Origin of the sequence: Micromonospora sp. DT201 (assembly GCF_049841575.1) — a bacterium.
Taxonomy (GTDB): Bacteria; Actinomycetota; Actinomycetes; order Mycobacteriales; family Micromonosporaceae; genus Micromonospora.
On the sequence record NZ_JBNCKP010000006.1, the window covers coordinates 285,261 to 302,038 of the forward strand.

Consider the following 16,778-nt stretch of genomic DNA (forward strand, 5'->3'; position numbering starts at 1 on the left):
CTACGGCCAACGTGAATGGCTAGTCTCGGAGACGCTCGTTATGACTAGGAACGGCGGAAACGGCGTGACGGACCACTTGCACGTGCCGGTTTGGACCCTAGCGACGGAACCCGAGAGAGTCTCGCGGGCAGCTGAGCTGCCTGTGAATCACGAGGGGATGACCGCGGAGCGGCTTGCCGGACTGCGGCAGGCGCTCGCCGCGTTTCTCGACACGCCGCTCGTCACGGTGGAGGCATACCCGCTTCCCGCAACGGCGCGCCTTCGAGGCGGACGGCTCCTCGACGCCGCTTCGCCTCTCGCCGTGGAACTCCGAAACCTGTTGAAGGTGCCGACAAACGCCGCCTCGGGCGCGGCCGGCGCCGCGAAGTCGACCGAGACGTTTTACCGCATGGTCGTGCCGAGAACGGTGGCAGCACAGCTCGGCGAAGGTCTCGTCCGGTCCATGCCTGCCAAAGGCGTCGACGGCGGGATCTACGGCGCCATTCTCGGCAAGTCGGGGATCGTGAAGCAGGCAACCTTCGTCCCGGTGGTGGCCGACGCGTCACGGACAGGCGTTACCGGAGCGGTGAGCGGCACCGCAAAGGCGGCGACCGCCGCCGGGGTGGTCACCGCCGCAGCATCCTTCGTTCTCCTCGCCGTCGCCACCGCAGCGAGCGTGTACGCCGAAGAGCAGCGCCGCAAGGCAATGGAGAGAGTCACCGAGCTTCTCGAGGAGCTGACCGCCGACAATCTCGACGCAGAGCGCGACCGCCTCAACGGCGCGACGACAGCCGTCGAGAGAGCGACCGCGCTCCTGCTGGACAAGGGTGAGGCCGGACATTCCTTGGGCCTGGACGCCGCAGTGCACACCGTCGACACCGCCATCGCCGCAGCCACCCGCAGGGCCGGCACATGGCGGGCGAAAGTCGCGGCGTTCTCTTCCGAAGGTGTGGAGATCGCTGACCTCATCAAGGCCTTCCCCGGGATTGACCAGCCCAACGGCGCCTTCCGCGTCGAGCTCCGGCTCGCCTCGCTGGCGATCGCCACGAAGCGACGTGTCGCGGTTCTCCAAGCCGTGGAGCACGCCCAGAAATCTCCGGAGCTCGACTTCCGTCGCTTCATGGCGATGTTGCAGGATGAGCAGCGAAGCGTGGACGAACTCCAGGGCGAGCTGCGCGCGCTCCTGGTCGACCTAGCGGAGCTCCGACTCCGCGCTCCCACCAAGAGCTTCACGGACCGTCTGCTGACGCAAGGCGAAGTGAACAGCCTGCTTGCCTGGCCGGGCCGCCTGCGCCAACTGGCGGCCGAGGAGTCGGTGTCTGCCTCGGAACTCCCCGATGTCGAGATCGGCCTCGTCCAACAGGAGGATGGGAAGGTACTGGTTCTGCCCGCGAAGGCGTTGCCACGCGATCGCGTCGCCTGAGCCGACTGCTGGTGTGACTCGCCAGCGATGCAGCGACGATGACGTGACAAATACGCGGCGTTCCTCACCGCCTTGCCACCGGTATAGCTTCATCACCGTTATATTGACGTCATGGCCACACCCACGCCGCTGCGGGAACCCACCTTCCTGATCCTCACCGCGCTCGCGCGGGAACCCATGCACGGCTACGGCATCATCAGCGACGTCGCGGCCCTCTCCGGTGGGCGGCTGGCGCTTCGGCCCGGCACCCTTTATGGCGCACTCGACCGTCTCACCGACGAGCGGCTGGTCGAGCGGGACCACGAGGAGGTCGTCGAGGGACGGCTGCGCCGCTACTACCGGCTCACCGAAGCGGGCAGGGCCGTGCTCACCGCCGAGACCGAACGGCTGCGCCGCAACGTCGAGGCCGCCAGCCAGCGGCTGCGGGCCCGGCCCGCCGTCGGCGGCACCTCACGTGGCCCTGCCAACATCCCCGGGACGGCCGCCCGCCCCATCCTTCGACCGACGGGAGGCCCGGCATGAACCAGCCCAACCCCGCGCCGGAACAGGCCGGATCGCCGCTGGAGTCCCGCTACCGGCGACTGCTACGGGCCTACCCCAGCGCCTATCAGGCCGAGCGGGGCGACGAGATCGTCGGGACATACCTCGACACGGTCGAACCGGGGCGGCGCTGGCCCTCCCCACACGACGCCATCGATCTGCTCGGCGCCGGGCTCCGGGAGCGACTGCGCGGGTACGGCGCTCTCGGGTTGGCCGCTGCCTTCCCGCTGGCCGCGACCGCCGCGTTGAACACCCTCGTCGCGGTCGCGACCTTCCTCCTCCTGCAGGTCGAGTTCGAAGACCCCCGCTTCGCCCGACTGGACCCGGTCGGCCCGGTCCAGACCCTCGGCGCTGTCATCTGGCTGGGCTGGCTTCTCGTCGGCCTCACCGCCACGGCGCTGCCCGGGGCCTGGGCCCGCACCGCCGCGGCCGGCGGTCTCCTGCTGACCATTGCCGTGCCGCCCGTGGCCGCCCTTCTCGGACAACCCGGGCCGCCGCTATTCGTGCTACTCCCCGCCGCCGCGCTCGGCCTGGCCACCCTCGCGCTGCCCTCCCATCCCGGCTGGGTCGCACGTAGCCTGCCCCCGCTCACGGCCGGCTGCATAACAGCCTCATCCGTGGCGTTCAGCGCAGCCGAAAACGGCGGAAACTGGTTCACCTCGTACAGCTCGACCCCCGAGATTCTGGCGATGGCAGGCGGGCTGATGTTCACACTGGTCCTGCTCGTCGGCCTCGGCCGCGCCCTACGCGCCGACGACACCGGCCTCTGGGCGACCCTGCTGCTCGCCACCCCAGCCGGCCTGTTCGGTGTCGACCAGCTCAGCCAGGCGATCTGGGGTACCAGCGGCGGCGGACCCACCCCGGCGGCCTTCGCCACCACAACCGGATCGATCCTCCTCGCCGGTGCAGCGCTCCTGGCTGCGGCGCTCGCCGGTCAGGCCGTACGACACCGGACCGTACGTCGACGAGTGCTCGACAACGCCTGCCCGACCTGCGGACACCACCCGGAGGCGACAGCAGAGGCGTGACCAACGGGCTCGTTCCCGCTGCGGAGCAGGCTGGTACGCGTCAGCGTGCCGGCGAGGCCTCCTCCAGTGGACGTCCGTGGGCTCGGGTCGTGTCAGAGACGGCGACGCCGAGCAGGACCGCGACAGCTGCTGCAGCGACCCCGAGGGGCGGTAGGCCGACCATGATCGGCGCGATGGCCGCGAGGACGAGGATCCCGATCGGCCGTGGCCGGGACACCCGGGCGAAGGCCACGTACTCGAATACTGAGCGCCCGGCGAGGTAGAGCGCAGGCCCACCGAGGATGGCACCGACCCAGGCGGCTTTGGCATCTCCGGATGGATCCGAGAGGACGAGTTCGGAGCCGGCTGAGCTGGCGAGGATGCCGGCCACCATGAGCAGGTGTGCGAACTCGGCCAACCGACCGAGCCGGCCGGGGTCGGCGGATGCCGCGATGGCCTCGCCCAGGATTTGGCCGGCTCGGTAGAAGTAGATCCGCCACAGCAACACCGTGGTGAGGAACGACAAGGTGAGGGCCATCGTTCGTTGCGCCACGATCGGACCGCGGATAAGACTCGACCCGGAGGTCAGAATCGTCTCACCAAGCGCGACAATGACAAGCTGCCAGTAGCGTTCGGCGAGGTGCTCGCCCGCCACGGCCCACGGGGACACCCGTGAGCGACCCAGCCCCGGTACCGGCCAGCCAAGTCTGGCCCCCAGGTAGTCAATCGCCAGGGCCACCGTCCACAGCGAATTGCGTGTCAACTCGGGTGCGAGGGCTCCGGCGAGCCACGGCACGGCCGACACGCCGAACCAGATGAGCGCCAGCAGGTTGACGCGGCGCAGATTGTGACCCCGCACGATGCCTACGAAGAAAAGGGTTCGACCCACCTGAATCGCGACATAGGTGCTCGCGAAGAGCAGGCCCGTCTCGGCGAGAGCCCCCGAAATCGCAACCGCCAGGAGCAGGCTCCCGTACATCGTCGCAAGGACAACGAACTGGATCGGTGGCTGGAACGGATCGAACCTGCTGGTCACCCATGCCGTCTGCGTCCAGATCCACCAGAGGGCCAGAAGCAGCAGCAGAGTCTCGCCGTTCTCCGCAAGGGAGGTTGTCAACCTCTCCGCGACGTGGCCCCTCGTGTAGTCCAAGACCAACTCGTGCACAATCCGGGTGAGCGCGAAGACGTACACGAGATCGAAGAACAACTCCAGGAACGTCGGCCGCTGCGGACTCTCCCGCCTGCGCAGCAGATTGGCCACCCTGTTCCTCGTCACCCGGCCCGCCCGCTCCGTCGGCTTGTCGCTCAAGCAGTCGTACCACGTCGCCGCGCCGCCCACAGATAAGACGCACCCCAATGACTGAAGAGGCTGACGACCGACAAGGGCTGCCGACGCGCCAGCACCGTCCTCCCCCGGAAAGCCGACGACCGGCTGACCGACGTGCTATGCGGCCCTCACGCACGGCGTGCCGGATCGTGGAGGGTGTTCGTGAGCAGGTCAGCACCTTTATCGGGCGTTCCCGATGCTGGTGCGGGCTGTTCGGCCGGTCGGCGGCGACCACGACGTGCGTCAAGCGCCGCGACAAGGGCCAATACTCGAATGCCGAACGTCCGGCCAGGAAGACCGCCGGCACCGATGTTCTCTGACGAAATCAACACCAGGACCTAGCCCTGCGCATACGAGATCGATACGCTCGGGCCCCAGACCGACGAGGCTTCTGAGCGACCTCGATCATGACCCGACGAGTGACCCAAAGTTGATCGTCTCTGTGACTGTTTCTACCTAGTCTTAGCACTGTGACCAGGGACGTTCACGGTGTTGGGTGACACGCCGCCTAGCTAGGCTGAACGCATGACTGACGCGGCGGGGCCGATCGAGCCGTCCGGGGTGTGGGCCACAGCCGTGGGCGTGGCCCGGGTGAGGGCAATGGAGACGGCACGCGAGCAGCCGCTGTTCCGGGACCCGCTCGCGCTGGCGTTCGCCACGGCCGGCGGGAGAGGCCCCGGGACACCGCAGCCCCCGCACGCGGACGAGGCCGCGCGGCGCCGCTGGCTCGGTGTGGCCTTCTCGATCGTCATCCGGACGAAGTTCCTGGACGACCTGCTGGATCGGGCGGTCGCGTCCGGCGTCCGGCAGGTCGTGCTGCTCGGAGCCGGGATGGACAGCAGGGCCTTCCGGATGGACTGGCCTACGGGTACGCGGCTGTTCGAGGTTGACACGGCCGAACCGCTAGACTTCAAGGCCTCGGTGCTGCGTCAGGAGCGTGCCGTTCCGCGCTGCGAGCGGATCACCGTCCCGGTCGACCTACGCGAGGACTGGCCCGGCGCCCTGGCTTCCGCCGGGCACGATCCGGCGCAGCCGACGGTGTGGATCGCCGAGGGACTGCTGATCTATCTACCCGAGGACGCAGTGGAGTCGCTGCTCGAACGGGTCGGCGCGCTGTCCCCCGCAGGCAGCAGGATGGGCCTCACACTGGGCTCGCGCGGTGTGGTCGAACGCTTCCGCGGGGATGCCGCCTCGGGATCGGCAGCGTCGATGTGGGTCTGGGAGATGCCGGAGGATCCGATCGGCTGGCTAGACGGCCTCGGCTGGGAGGCCGAGACCTTCACCCTGCGTGAGCGCGCCGAGGCCTACGGGCGTCCTGTGCCCACCCCGCCGCAGCAGGACGAGGGCGCAGGCGGGCTCGTCTCGGCGGTTCGCTCCGCGCACTGAGCACGACGAAGGTGAGGACGCCGCCCCCGTATTCGTCGGGAGGGACGCGAAGTCACTGGGCCGTGTCCGCCACAGAAACTCCCACCGCTTTGCGAGGAGGTCGATCGCCTGCCGGAGGCTGCATGCCTCAGTCTCGCGTATGGCCATGATCGCCATGATGTTGTTCCGCTGCACGATGAGTTCATCGATCGACTGCCAAGCATCCACGGGGCCATCCTGCACGAGGACTGTCAGCTTGGAAATCTGGTTGAGTCATGGGCAGAGCCCCCACGGCAATCCTTCTCCGTGGAGGCTCTGCCCACTGTTGGCGGCCAGGTTTGGCTACCTCACAGGCGCGGGTCCTGCTGGACCTTGAGGGCGTTGAGGATCGGGTCGCCCTCGCCCTTCTCGCGGCTGAGTTCGATCTTCAGATCGCCACCGGCGTGCTCGACGATGACCGTGTTCATGTCCGCGGTCAGCGCACCCACCTTTGCCTGTACGTCGTGGTCGTAGAGCGCGATCTTGCCGTCGACCAGAACATCGAAAGCACGGTTGCCGGCCTTGACCTTCTCGATCTCCGCGAAGTCGAGGGCAATTCGGTACTTCCCGGCGGGGGCGTTCTTGAACACGTAGCTGAACGTCTTGCCGGTCCGCTGGGTGCGGAACAGCGCGTCGTCCTCGGTGCCGGCGATGTCGGCCCTGGTGGTACTCGCCTTGCCGCCGACGTAGCCCCACGGCCGCGACCCGAGCTGCTGGTCGGGCGCCCAGAAGAAGCCGTCGGTGCCGACGTACCCGGATCCGCCGACGTCGACGCCCTTCCAGTAGGCCGAGGTCGCCAGGCGGACCGGCTTGAGCTGGGCTTCGCCCTTGCCGGCGTTCGAGGCCACGAGCACGTCACCGACGAGTATGCCGGGCTCGACGTCGGCGCTGTCGGCCGTCGCCGTGACCGTGGTGGACGCGCCGACCGCGAGCGTGACCGTGCCGGTCGCGGCCGCGCCCGTGAGGGTCAGCCACGGAAGGTCCGCGGCCTCGTGCCCGCCGTCGCTGGTGCGCTTCTGCTCACTGAGCCGCACCTCGAGCGGGGCCGAGCCGTTGTTGGTCACGGTCACGTCGGCCGTCGCCTTCTGGTCCTTGTCGAGGAGCCAGTCGAAGTCACCTCCGGTGACGGTGGCAACACCCGTGGTCAACGCCGTGTTGACCACCTCGGCCTGATCCTTCTTGGCGATGGTCACGGGGTGGCTGGCGGTGACGTAGTTCGGCGTCGACACCTCCACGGTGTTCTCGCCGACCAGCGCCTGGGCCTTCCACCGGCCCTTCTCGTCGGCCGTGATGACCCGTTCACCGCCCGGCCCCTTGAGCGTGACGATCGCGCCCGCGATCGGCTTGCTGTCGTTCGCGTCGGTGACCGTTCCCTCGATCGTGCCCGCAGCCGGGAGGGTGTATTCCAGCCCCAGGCCGGCCTTCAGGATGGGCTGGTTGAAGGAGTACTGGCTCGCCGGGTTGTGGTTCAGGCTCTCCAGGCCCACCGTCGCCGACGACCCTCGGGTGAGGGGGTTGTCGCCGCCGACGCCGTCGCCGTACCCGATCTGGATCCGTCCGTCCGCGATCAGGGTGACCGAGAAGCTCACGCGAGCCGTCCGGTCGTTGTAGAAGGCGACGTTGCGCCACTCGATGACCTGCGCCGCCAGCCCGTCGACCTCGGTCGTGCCGAAGTAGATGCCCGCCTCGTCGTCGACGATGAGATCGGCCCAGAGCGGATAGATCGCGTCGATCGGGTACCGCGACGGCAGGGCCGTGTTGTTCCCCAGCGTGCTGGTGCGGTCGAAGACCAGCGAGCCGTTCGTCGTCACGCACACGCCGTCCCAGGCCGTGTCGTAGAACGGGAACAGGAAGCTGGAGTCGAACCACAGCACGCCGCAGGAGTCATCGCCGTTCCACCCGGACTCCTCCGTGCCCTGGCGGTAGAACCCGTCGGCCACCTTCATCGAGTACGAGCGACCGGCGGGGGCCACCGGCACGGGTCCCGGCGCCGGCTCCTCGGGCTGAGGCTCCGGTTCCGCCTCGTCCGCGCGCGGGTCGAGCGTCACCCGCAGCGCGGCGACGGTCGGGGCCTTCAGGCCCTTCGACCCTCGTAGCTCCACGGTCAGCGGACCGCCCTCGTGCTGCACGACAGCGGTACGCCAGTCGGCGACGTTCGGCCCCACGGCCGCGGCCGGGTCGTACGCGTACTCCGTCAGCGTTCCGTCCACGAGGACGTCGAACACCCGCTTGCCCTTGGCCACCTTCTCGATCTCGGCGAACCCGAAGTCGATCGCGTAGGAGCCCTTGGGCGCGTCGGGGAACTTGTAGAACAGTCCCTTCTCCGCCGTGGTGCGCTGCGACTGGAAGAGGGCGTCGTCCGTCGTGCCGGCGATCCCGGCGTTCGTGGCGGCGACCTTCGTCTTCCCCTCGTAGCCCCACGCCTTCTTGCCGGCGGGCTGGTCGGCCGACCAGGTGTAGCCGGAGCCGTCGGTGAACTTAGGGCCGCCGGCGTTGACGCCGACCTGGTACTTCGTGGTCGTGAGCGTCACCGGGACGTAGGTCTTGGACTGGCGTCCGGAGTCGGACCTGACCACGATGTTCGCGCCGAGGACTCCTGGCTTGGTGCCCTTCGAGGAGATGGAGACCTTGACGGTCGTCGACTTACCCGGGGCGAGGGTGCCGCCGGTCGAGGAGAGCGACAGCCACGGCAGGTCGGTGATCAGGTCGTCCTCGACGTCGACAAGCACGACGTCATCGGCGATCTGGTCCACGGCCCACAGCGCACCTGTCGAGTCGGTTTCGAGGCCACCGCCCTGGCCCACCTTCTGGCCGGGGAACCACCACGCGTTCACCAGCGAGCAGTCGTCGGGGTCGACCTGCAGCAGGCGGCTGGACCGGTCCGTGGTGAGGTCGGTGTACCAGATGGTGTCGGACGCCTGGTTGTAGGCCAGGCCGATCACCTCGGGCAGCGGCGGGGTGCAGAAGGACAGCAGCGCACCCGGGTTGTCGTGCGACGTCCCGGCGACAGTTCCGATCGAGCCGTTCGCCTGCCCGCCGACGTAGAACACGTCCTCCTTCGGGTTGTAGGCGAGTCCGGTCAGCGGCAGCGTGGACCAGTCACCCTTGACCTGCCGGGTCTCCTTCCCGGTCGTCCGGTCGAAGCAGTGGATGTAGCTGGCCGGGCTGTCCTCCATCTGGCACATGTCACCGGTCTTGGTGTCGAGCGCCATGTCGAACGCCCCGTACGTGGGGTTCCACGACGCGTCGAAGACCTTCCCGGTCGGCTTGCCCGTCACCGTGTAGGCGGTGTTGGTCCGCGCGTAGTAGTCGTGGACCCAGACGTCACCGTCGTACCCGATGCCGGTGGGTTCCTTATCCGCAATCGTGCCCGGGATGGGGATCCGGGTGATGACGTCACCGCCGGAGGTCGCGCCGACCTTGCCGGCCGCCTGTGCCTCCGCGGCCTTCGCCGTCGCCAACTTGCCGTCGACGTTCGACGGCTTCATGCCGCTCGCACCGGTCTTCCACGCGGCGAGGTCGATCGTGCTGTCCGCACCCTTCCCAGTGCGCGTGGTCGCGCCGGCGGCCTCAAGGTCGGGGTGGCGCGCGGCCTCGCCCAGGTTGTACGAAAGCGGGGCGGACCCGTTGTTGGTAAGCGTCAGCGAGCCCACGCCGTTCTGGTCGGTGCCCAACACGGCGTCGAGGCCGTCGGCCTTCAGGCCGGCGACGCCTGTGGTCAGTCGCGCATCAATCTTGGCGTTCGCGTAGAGCTTGTCGAGGGAGAAGGGATACGGCGCGGTCGTGTAGTTCGGCACGTCGACCGTCATGGTGTAGTCGCCGAGCGGAAGCTGGCGATGCACGATGCCGGTCCCGTCGGTCGTGACGGTCTCGACGAGCCCATCCTTGTTCGTGAACGACACCTTGGCCCCGGCCACCGGCAGCCCGTCGTTCTGGTCGACGACTGTCGCGTTGAGGTACCCGAAGTCAGGCATGTCGTAGGTGACGATCATCCCGTCGCGCAGCACCGGGGCGCGGTCGGAGAACCGGATGCCGTCGACGCCGGCCCAGCCCTGAATGCCGCTGATGGCGAGGGAGCCGGCGGTCACCGGGTCGTCGGTCCCGATGCCGTCGCCGTAGCCGAAGATCACGGTGCCGGAGCGGGTGAGCGTGGCCGAGAAGCTGACGGGCTCCGTTTCCTCCGACCGCTCCGGATAGGCCCAGAGTTTGGCGTTGCGGAACTCGACGACGAACGCGTCCTCGCCGTTGACCTTGGTGGCTGCCGTGAAGACTCCCCCGCCGGGGGCGAACTCGACGGGGGTCTGGACGAAGAACGGGAAGATGCCCGCACCGCCGCTGCCGGGTCCGGTGGTGGTGTCCGGGGAGATCACGCCGCGCCGGCTGACACCGAGGGTGTCGTGGCTGCCGTTGTAGAGCGCGATCGGGAACGGCAGCTTCACCGTCGCCCAGACGCCGCTGGTGAAGGCGACCGGGTCGGTGCCGCGCAGGTATTCGCCTTCGGACACGGCGCAGCTGTAGCCGCCCTTGTCGACGACGAGCCCGACGGGGATCTCGGGCGACTCGTTCTGCGCGTCGACGGTCAGCGGGAGGCTCGTGGGCGAGAAGCAGGAGTTGGGCTTGACGTCCAGCGTGTACCCGCCCTCGGGGACAGCGCCGAACGTGAACGCGCCGTTGGCATCGGTGCGTACCGGCTTCAGCGGCGTGTCCTTGACGGAGACGTCGGCGTTCGGGACGGGCTTTTTCTTGTCGTCGACGACTCTGCCGCTGATGTCGTGCTTCGCGGCGGCCGTGAGCGGCAGCTTGACGGAGGTGTCCTGGCCGAGGGTGATCGTGACGTTGGCGGTCGCGGTCAGGTAGCCGAAGATCTTGGTGCTGAGCTGGTAGTCGCCGACCGGGAGGTTCGTGGTGAACCGGCCGTCCTTGTCGGTTCCGATCGACCGGCTGAACGGTCCGCTGATCGTCACGTCGGCGGCGGGGACCGGTGCGCCGTTGGCGGTGACGACACCGGTGAGGGTGCCACCCTTGCGGGGCGCGAGCTCGAGCAGGCGAACGAGGTCGAGCCGGCCTTCGCCGTACTTGTTGTTGAAGTCGGCGGTGCCGCCGCACTCGGTGTCGTCGACGTCGACGGCCGACTCGCCGAGCAGGCGGCGGGTCTCCTCGACCTGCCCGATGAGGGTCGGGTCGTAGCTCCACAGCGCCGCGACGGCGCCGGCGACGTGGGGGGCCGCCATCGAGGTGCCGGACATCTCGACATAGCTGTTGTTCGGGTAGGACGAACGGACAGCGTCACCGGGAGCCGAGATCTCGGGCTTGATCCGGTCACCTTCGCCCTCGCCCTTGCGGGAGAACAACGCGAGCGTGCCGTCCGACGCGTAGGCGCCGACGGAGTAGGCACTCTCGGCAGAGCCGGGCGAGGAGACGGTGTCGCAGGCCGCGTACGGCGTGGTGTTGCCCGAGGACCAGACGCTGAAGATGCCCGCGGCGCTCCAGGCTTCGTCGATGGCCCGGAAGAAGTCGTCGAAGGCGTGCTCGTCGGTCTGGCCCCACGAGTTGTTGATGACGTGGGGGCGCTTGGACGGGTCGGCGTTGTTCCCGTGCAGGTCGGTCGGGGCGAGCAGCCACCAGCCGGAATTGAGCAACGACTCAACACCGCTGCTGTCGCAGCAGCCGTTTGTCGCGATCCACTGCGCGTCCGGGGCGACGCCGACGTGGTTGGTGCCGTCGTCGCCGACCATGGTGCCCATGGTGTGCGTGCCGTGTCCGTTGTCGTCGCACGGCGCGTCCGCGCACGTGCCCCGGGTGGCCATCCAGTTGTAGTTGTGGTCGACGGTGCCGTCGGGCTTCGTGCCGCGGTACTGCTGCATCAGGGCGGGGTGGTCGAACTGGACGCCCGAGTCGAGGTTGGACACGGTGATGCCCGCACCGGTGGCGCCCATGGCCCAGGCCTCGGGGGCGCGGATGGCGTCCAGACCCCACGTGGAGGTGCCGGCCTCGGCGGTGGTCTTCGGGGCGGCGGGGCGGGCAGCCCGGTCAGCTGGGGTCTTCTCGTCGACGGGCTTGACCAGCGCGACCTGCGGCGTCGCGTGGATCTCGGCGACCTGCGTCTTCGAGGCCACGTTGAGGGCGAGCTTTTCGTTGCCCCCCTTGACGAGCACCGTGTTGGCGATCGGGTAGGACGTGTACTTGACACCTGCCCGGTCAAGTTCGCTGGAGACCGACGCCAGAGACTTCTTCGTCGCTGCGCTCATCGCGTCGTAGACGAACTGACCGCGAGCGGCCCAGTCGGTGATCTTCTTCGCCGGCTCGAGGTCGGCCTTCGTGTCGAACGTGATGTAGAAGTCGGACGCCGGAGACGTGCGGAAGCGGTCCTTCAGGTTCGAGGCGATCTTGTTGGCGGCGGCGCCTGGATCCGGCTCAGCGGCGGACGCCGGTGGCGCCTGGATCATGCTCAGGCCGACCGCTATGGCCAGCGAAGCCGCGAGGGCTTTGAGTTTCATGTGAGTCCTTCGACCTACAGGGGTTGGTAGGGGTCGTGGTTCTTCTGGTCGTCGGCACCGTCGCCACCGTCGGCGTCGGGGGCCTCGGGGGCGCTGACGCGCGGCTCGCGGGGCAGCTCGGATGGTGGCGGGTGCTCGATGGCGGCGTCGTCACGCGCGACGTGTGACTCAGGCACGCATTGCCCCAGGGCTATGGATCATGAGGCCATGCTCGACGGGACGAGTGGCCGTCGCTATCCAGCGGATACGTCAATTTTCACGACGGGTCGTCGAGGGGGTCCTCTTCGGCGAACACTCCGGCCTCTACCGCCTTGACCGCGAGCGCGGTCCGGGAGGTCACCTTCAACTTGCGCATCGCCGCGCGCAGTTGTTGATCCACAGTGGCAGGCGACTTCGCCAGAATCCGGCTGATCTCCCGGTTGGTCTTGCCGGCGACAACCAGTTGGACCACGTCGAGCTCGCGCGGTGAGAGCTGGTCGCCGTACCCTCGTCGGCCGCCGCGCCACAGCCGCGGAACCTCGGCGCCGTGTTCGCGAAGCCGCTGTGCGACACGGTCCGCGTCGCCGCGGGCGCCGAGCCTGAACAGTTGCTCGTACTGTGCGGCCAGCAGCTCTCGACCCTGTTCGACCTGGCCGTGCGCGAGGAGCGCCTCGGCTTGACGCTCGCGGGCGAGCATGGCGTCGTAGGGGCGTGGCAACACGCTCCAGGCGCGGGCCGCCCGATCGTATGCCGTCGCCGCGCGGGCGTGGTCTCCGGTTGCGGCGAGCAGCAGCGCACGGCATACGGCGAGCGCGGCGCGGGGCGCTGGTGCCGTACGGCCACGCAGTCCTCTGGCGAGTTGGTCGCCCACGCGTGTCGCGGCCTTCAGATCGCCCGCGGCGAGGTGCGCCTCGATCCGGGCGGGGACGAGGTCCGTCGCCCAGATCCAGATGCCTTTCCTCCGGACGGTGTCCATCGGCTCGTTCGTGATCTGCAGCGCCCGGGCGCTGTTTCCGTCCGTCAGCCACAGTCTGGCCAGCGCGGCGGCAGCCTCCATCGTGTCGTCGGCCGCGCCGAGACGGGCGGACTCCTCGAGGACCAGGCGGAACTGCTCCTCCGCGACGCGCCGCCGTCCGGCTGCGGCGGCCAGCCGGGCCGCGAGCCGGATGCTGCCGAGGTAGTGCGCCGGCCGGTCCCGGTCGGCGTCGGCGAGTGCCGCGCTCTGTTCCGCGAGACCCTCCCACCGGCCGGTGAGCCACGCCAGGTTGGCCTGTTCGAGTCGGACGTTGTGCTGCAACCGGGACGCCTGCTCGGTCTCGGCAAGGTGCATGGCCACGACGAGGTGTTTGTCCGCGTCGGCGTACCGGCCCCAGATCAGCGCGCCGGTCCCGACGTTCGCGTGGATGCGGGCCACGTCGAGACGCTCCGCCGAGGTCGCGCCGTCGATGGGCAGGCCTGCGACGACGTCCCAGGCCTCCTCTTCGCCGAGCATGAGCAACGCCGCAGCTCGGTTACCGGCCAGGTTCAGCCGCTCTACGGGAGAGTCGAATTCGGTGGTGAGTTCAGCGGCGCGATCCAGCCAACGCCGATGGGTCGACGCCGGCCACGGCCCCGCATAGGCCCATCCGAGGTAGGTCATTGCCCGGGCCGCCTCGATCGGGTCATGGTCGAGGTTGGCCACCGCCTGCTCAAGCTCGTCGAGTGCGGCCTGCGCCTCACCCGCGGTGATCAGGAGCCGACCCAGGGGGTTGCGGATCTCGGCCTGCTGGCGGGCGGAGAGACCGGGGGTCTCCAGCACCGAACGCAGGGTACGGATCACCCGGTGGTGGACCTGATCGACAGGTTCGCGACGGCCCAGTGCGGCTACTCCGGCGATGCGCGCTGTTCGTGCCCGATCCGCCGGCGGCAGCACGGCCCACGACAACAGATCGACAAGCAGGTCGACCGCCTTGGTGTGGTCACCCGAGGCCATGGCCAGCTCGGCACCCTGCTCGGCGTACCGCGCCCAGGACTGCGTCTCGCCCGCCTCACGGAAGTGGTGGGCAAGGCGTGCGACGGGCGGCGGGTGGATGTCCTCCAAGGCCCGGCCGGCCAGCAGGTGGAAGTGTCTGCGATCGGTCAACGGGATGGCTTCGTAGACAGCCGTGGCGGCCAGCACATGGCGGAATCGCCACTGGCCGCGGTCGTCTGCGTCCAGGACACCGGCGTTGGCCGCTTCCGCGATGGCGCCGCGACACGTCTCGGGTGACAGACCGGCGGTCACCGCGATCGTGGCCATCGAAGACCGCTCAGCCAACGTGGCCGCGGCTCGCAACACCTGCTGTGCCGGCGGCGACAGACGTCCCACCCGCTCCCGGGTGGAGTCGCGCACCGTTGGCGGCACCCGTAGCTCGCGCAGCTTCAGCCGGACCCACTGCCCGTCGCGGAAGACGAGGTCGGCGCGGTCGCACATGAGGCGAACCGACTCCTCCAGCGCCAGCGGAACGCCACCGGTCCGCTCGTGCAGGAACGCCGCGAACTCCTGCGAGATCGGGTTGCCGTCCAGCATCGAGGACACCAGCGCTGCCGTGTCGTCGGGTCGCATCGGCGCCAGGGCGATCCGCAGCTGGGTCACCCCGGCGGGCAACCGGGACGTCAACCGCAGCAACAGCGACCCGTCGTCCACCTCCTCCGGCCGATAGGAGATCACCAGGCTTGGCCCGTCCGTCTGCTGTCGGGAAGTGACGAACAGCAGGAACTCCAAGGTCATCTCGTCGGCCCAGTGGGCGTCCTCGAGCACGAGAACGTCGACACGCAGAGCCCGCAGCAGCTCGTCCAGGGCGCGGAACAGGCGATGCCGTGCGGCCTTCGCATCGTCCAAGGGCTGCAGTGCGGGCGGCAGGTCCGAGGACCATTCAGGGAACAGGGGCCGTAACGCACCCGCGAGCGCGGTGAGCGGCAATCGCGACACCGGGCGGTCGATCCCACGGAACGCGTCGACGATCGGCCCCAACGTCAGCGACTCACGAAGCGGTGGGCACACCGAGACCAGGGCGGCGCGCTGGTCCGGCGCGGCCAACCACTCTCGCAGCAGTCGGCTCTTCCCGATCCCCGCCTCGCCCTCCACCAGCACGATCGCCGGTGGCCGGGCCAACGCGTCTCGGAGCGCCGCCATCTCCCGATCGCGACCCACGAAATCCGGCGTCGAGACCATCGGTGAAGTCCCGTCGTCCTCGGGCGAGGGGTCGAGCATGCGTGATGATCTCCCTTTTCGATGGTCGGGCGCAAGTACTGCACGAGCTGAGCTGGCCGGCGTTGTGGCGCAGGCAAGGGTCGGTGCGGCGCCGACATGGGCGAGATCAAAGTCGAGAGCGACCTGCGCGACAGCTCGCAGCGTGAGGTGGTCGGATGGGCGCCCAATGCCGCGATGGTCCAGGTGACCATCGACTTGGTCTCGATGGCGGTCGCGGTCGAGGCGCTCGACGGACCGCCGGATCCGGACGATGCAGCCGACCTCACCCGCGACGGGCAGCTCGAGATACCCGGCGGAGTTCTCAGCGTCCCCAAGTCCGACGACGAGACACTGCAGGCAGGCGTGGACCTTCCGGCCGGGCCCGGCACCTACGGCGTACGGGTGTACGGGTATGGGCGCACCCGAGCCAAGGAAATACGCGATGAGGCGCCCGGCCGTGGCCTTGCGGGCGAAATCGATGCCGTCGTGGAGGCCCTGACCGGAGTGGAGCGCTACCGCATCTTGCTCTGGCAGATATCGTCCGAGCCGCGTTGGGATGACGAGGATGACTGATGACACGCAAGCTCTGCTGGGCACTCCCCCGCACCGCATTCCCCGCCGTCACCCCGGAACTGGGCACCCCGCCCGTGCCGGACGCCGACGTCATCGGGACATGCCCGAGAGGAAGATCCCGAGACCGGCCAGCATCAGGCTGATCAGGCTCGCGCCGGCGCGTACCGAGTTCCACCACGTCCAGGCGGACGAGTAGGAAGCCCATACCCGGACCGCCTCCGCAGGATCGGTAGGCACGCCTGCGGCATCGAGCGTCTCGTTCATCGGCACGTTGACGACCACCGTCGGGATGAACGCACCCACCAGGTACACCCCCGCGGCCACCAGGAACAGCACACCCGCCGACCGCTTACCGAGGATCAACAGGAACACGCCGGCCACCGTGGCGGCGACGAGCGGGCCGAAGAACGTGACGAAGAACAGCGGATTCTGGATCCTCTGGTTGATGCCCGTCATGGCCCGGATCGCGGTGCCGGCGTCGGCGGCGTTCAGACCGGGCATCACCGCTACCGAAAAGGCGTAGTAGACACCGGTGATCGCACCCGTCCCCGCCAGGGTCACCGCCGCCGACCAGGCAGCCAGGGTGGCGTTCATGCTCATGCCCAGTCTCCACCGGGCGAGGTGTTCCATGCACCAGCGGTGGCGTCCCGGGCGTGGTCGGGGAAGTCGCGCGGCCTGAGGCCCAGCGCCCGTCCGAGGATTGGCTGCTCATCAACGTTCTTCGTCATGCCAACCAGTCAAGTCGAGGGCGAGCGCACCGGAAATAGGCGAGACTCTCGATCGCATGTCCCGGCGTCTCGACCGCCCACGTCTCAGGGTTGACCTGAGCGCGGCTGCC

General features: G+C 68.8%; 11 protein-coding genes. 5 read left to right on the forward strand and 6 right to left on the reverse strand.

Annotated features, from left to right (window positions below):
• Positions 1 to 157 precede the first annotated feature (157 nt).
• The 3 genes from ACLQ28_RS14650 (at position 158) to ACLQ28_RS14660 (ending at position 2,970) form a co-directional block, all read left to right on the forward strand.
• On the forward strand, positions 158 to 1,402 hold the full coding sequence (locus tag ACLQ28_RS14650) for a hypothetical protein (RefSeq protein ID WP_425686795.1): 1,245 nt from the start codon (positions 158 to 160) through the stop codon (positions 1,400 to 1,402).
• 111 nt (positions 1,403 to 1,513) lie between these two features.
• Positions 1,514 to 1,924 (forward strand): PadR family transcriptional regulator, encoded by a 411-nt coding sequence (locus tag ACLQ28_RS14655; protein WP_425686796.1) that lies wholly within the window; start codon positions 1,514 to 1,516, stop codon positions 1,922 to 1,924.
• Positions 1,921 to 2,970: a GlsB/YeaQ/YmgE family stress response membrane protein gene (locus tag ACLQ28_RS14660; protein WP_425686797.1), complete on the forward strand. Its 1,050-nt coding sequence runs from the start codon at positions 1,921 to 1,923 to the stop codon at positions 2,968 to 2,970. Before ACLQ28_RS14655 ends, ACLQ28_RS14660 begins: the two co-directional genes overlap by 4 nt.
• Positions 2,971 to 3,010: 40 nt before the next feature.
• On the opposite strand, the gene ACLQ28_RS14665 is transcribed toward ACLQ28_RS14660, so the two are convergent.
• Positions 3,011 to 4,225 (reverse strand): low temperature requirement protein A, encoded by a 1,215-nt coding sequence (locus ACLQ28_RS14665; RefSeq protein WP_425686798.1) that lies wholly within the window; start codon positions 4,223 to 4,225, stop codon positions 3,011 to 3,013.
• A gap of 576 nt (positions 4,226 to 4,801) precedes the next feature.
• Between ACLQ28_RS14665 and ACLQ28_RS14670 the strand changes: the two genes are divergently transcribed.
• Positions 4,802 to 5,662 carry a class I SAM-dependent methyltransferase gene (locus ACLQ28_RS14670; protein ID WP_425686799.1) on the forward strand — a complete coding sequence of 287 codons (861 nt, stop codon included), beginning with the start codon at positions 4,802 to 4,804 and terminating at the stop codon, positions 5,660 to 5,662.
• A 326-nt stretch (positions 5,663 to 5,988) separates the two neighbouring features.
• On the opposite strand, the gene ACLQ28_RS14675 is transcribed toward ACLQ28_RS14670, so the two are convergent.
• From ACLQ28_RS14675 to ACLQ28_RS14685, 3 genes are all read right to left on the reverse strand, one after another.
• Complete coding sequence (locus tag ACLQ28_RS14675) at positions 5,989 to 12,177, reverse strand: S8 family serine peptidase (RefSeq protein ID WP_425686800.1); 6,189 nt, start codon at positions 12,175 to 12,177, stop codon at positions 5,989 to 5,991.
• Between the two features lie 14 nt (positions 12,178 to 12,191).
• Positions 12,192 to 12,353 (reverse strand): hypothetical protein, encoded by a 162-nt coding sequence (locus tag ACLQ28_RS14680; protein ID WP_425686801.1) that lies wholly within the window; start codon positions 12,351 to 12,353, stop codon positions 12,192 to 12,194.
• A gap of 80 nt (positions 12,354 to 12,433) precedes the next feature.
• Complete coding sequence (locus ACLQ28_RS14685) at positions 12,434 to 15,388, reverse strand: ATP-binding protein (protein ID WP_425686802.1); 2,955 nt, start codon at positions 15,386 to 15,388, stop codon at positions 12,434 to 12,436.
• A 96-nt stretch (positions 15,389 to 15,484) separates the two neighbouring features.
• On the opposite strand from ACLQ28_RS14685, the gene ACLQ28_RS14690 reads away from it, so the two are divergent.
• A complete protein-coding gene (locus ACLQ28_RS14690; protein WP_425686803.1) occupies positions 15,485 to 15,940 on the forward strand; it encodes a hypothetical protein in 456 nt (151 codons plus the stop codon).
• Between the two features lie 90 nt (positions 15,941 to 16,030).
• Here ACLQ28_RS14690 and ACLQ28_RS14695 read toward each other — a convergent pair whose 3' ends face one another.
• Both ACLQ28_RS14695 and ACLQ28_RS14700 read right to left on the reverse strand, forming a co-directional pair.
• Positions 16,031 to 16,540 carry a DUF1772 domain-containing protein gene (locus ACLQ28_RS14695; protein ID WP_425686804.1) on the reverse strand — a complete coding sequence of 170 codons (510 nt, stop codon included), beginning with the start codon at positions 16,538 to 16,540 and terminating at the stop codon, positions 16,031 to 16,033.
• Positions 16,537 to 16,668 (reverse strand): hypothetical protein, encoded by a 132-nt coding sequence (locus ACLQ28_RS14700; RefSeq protein WP_425686805.1) that lies wholly within the window; start codon positions 16,666 to 16,668, stop codon positions 16,537 to 16,539. Before ACLQ28_RS14700 ends, ACLQ28_RS14695 begins: the two co-directional genes overlap by 4 nt.
• Between the last annotated feature and the right edge of the window lie 110 nt (positions 16,669 to 16,778).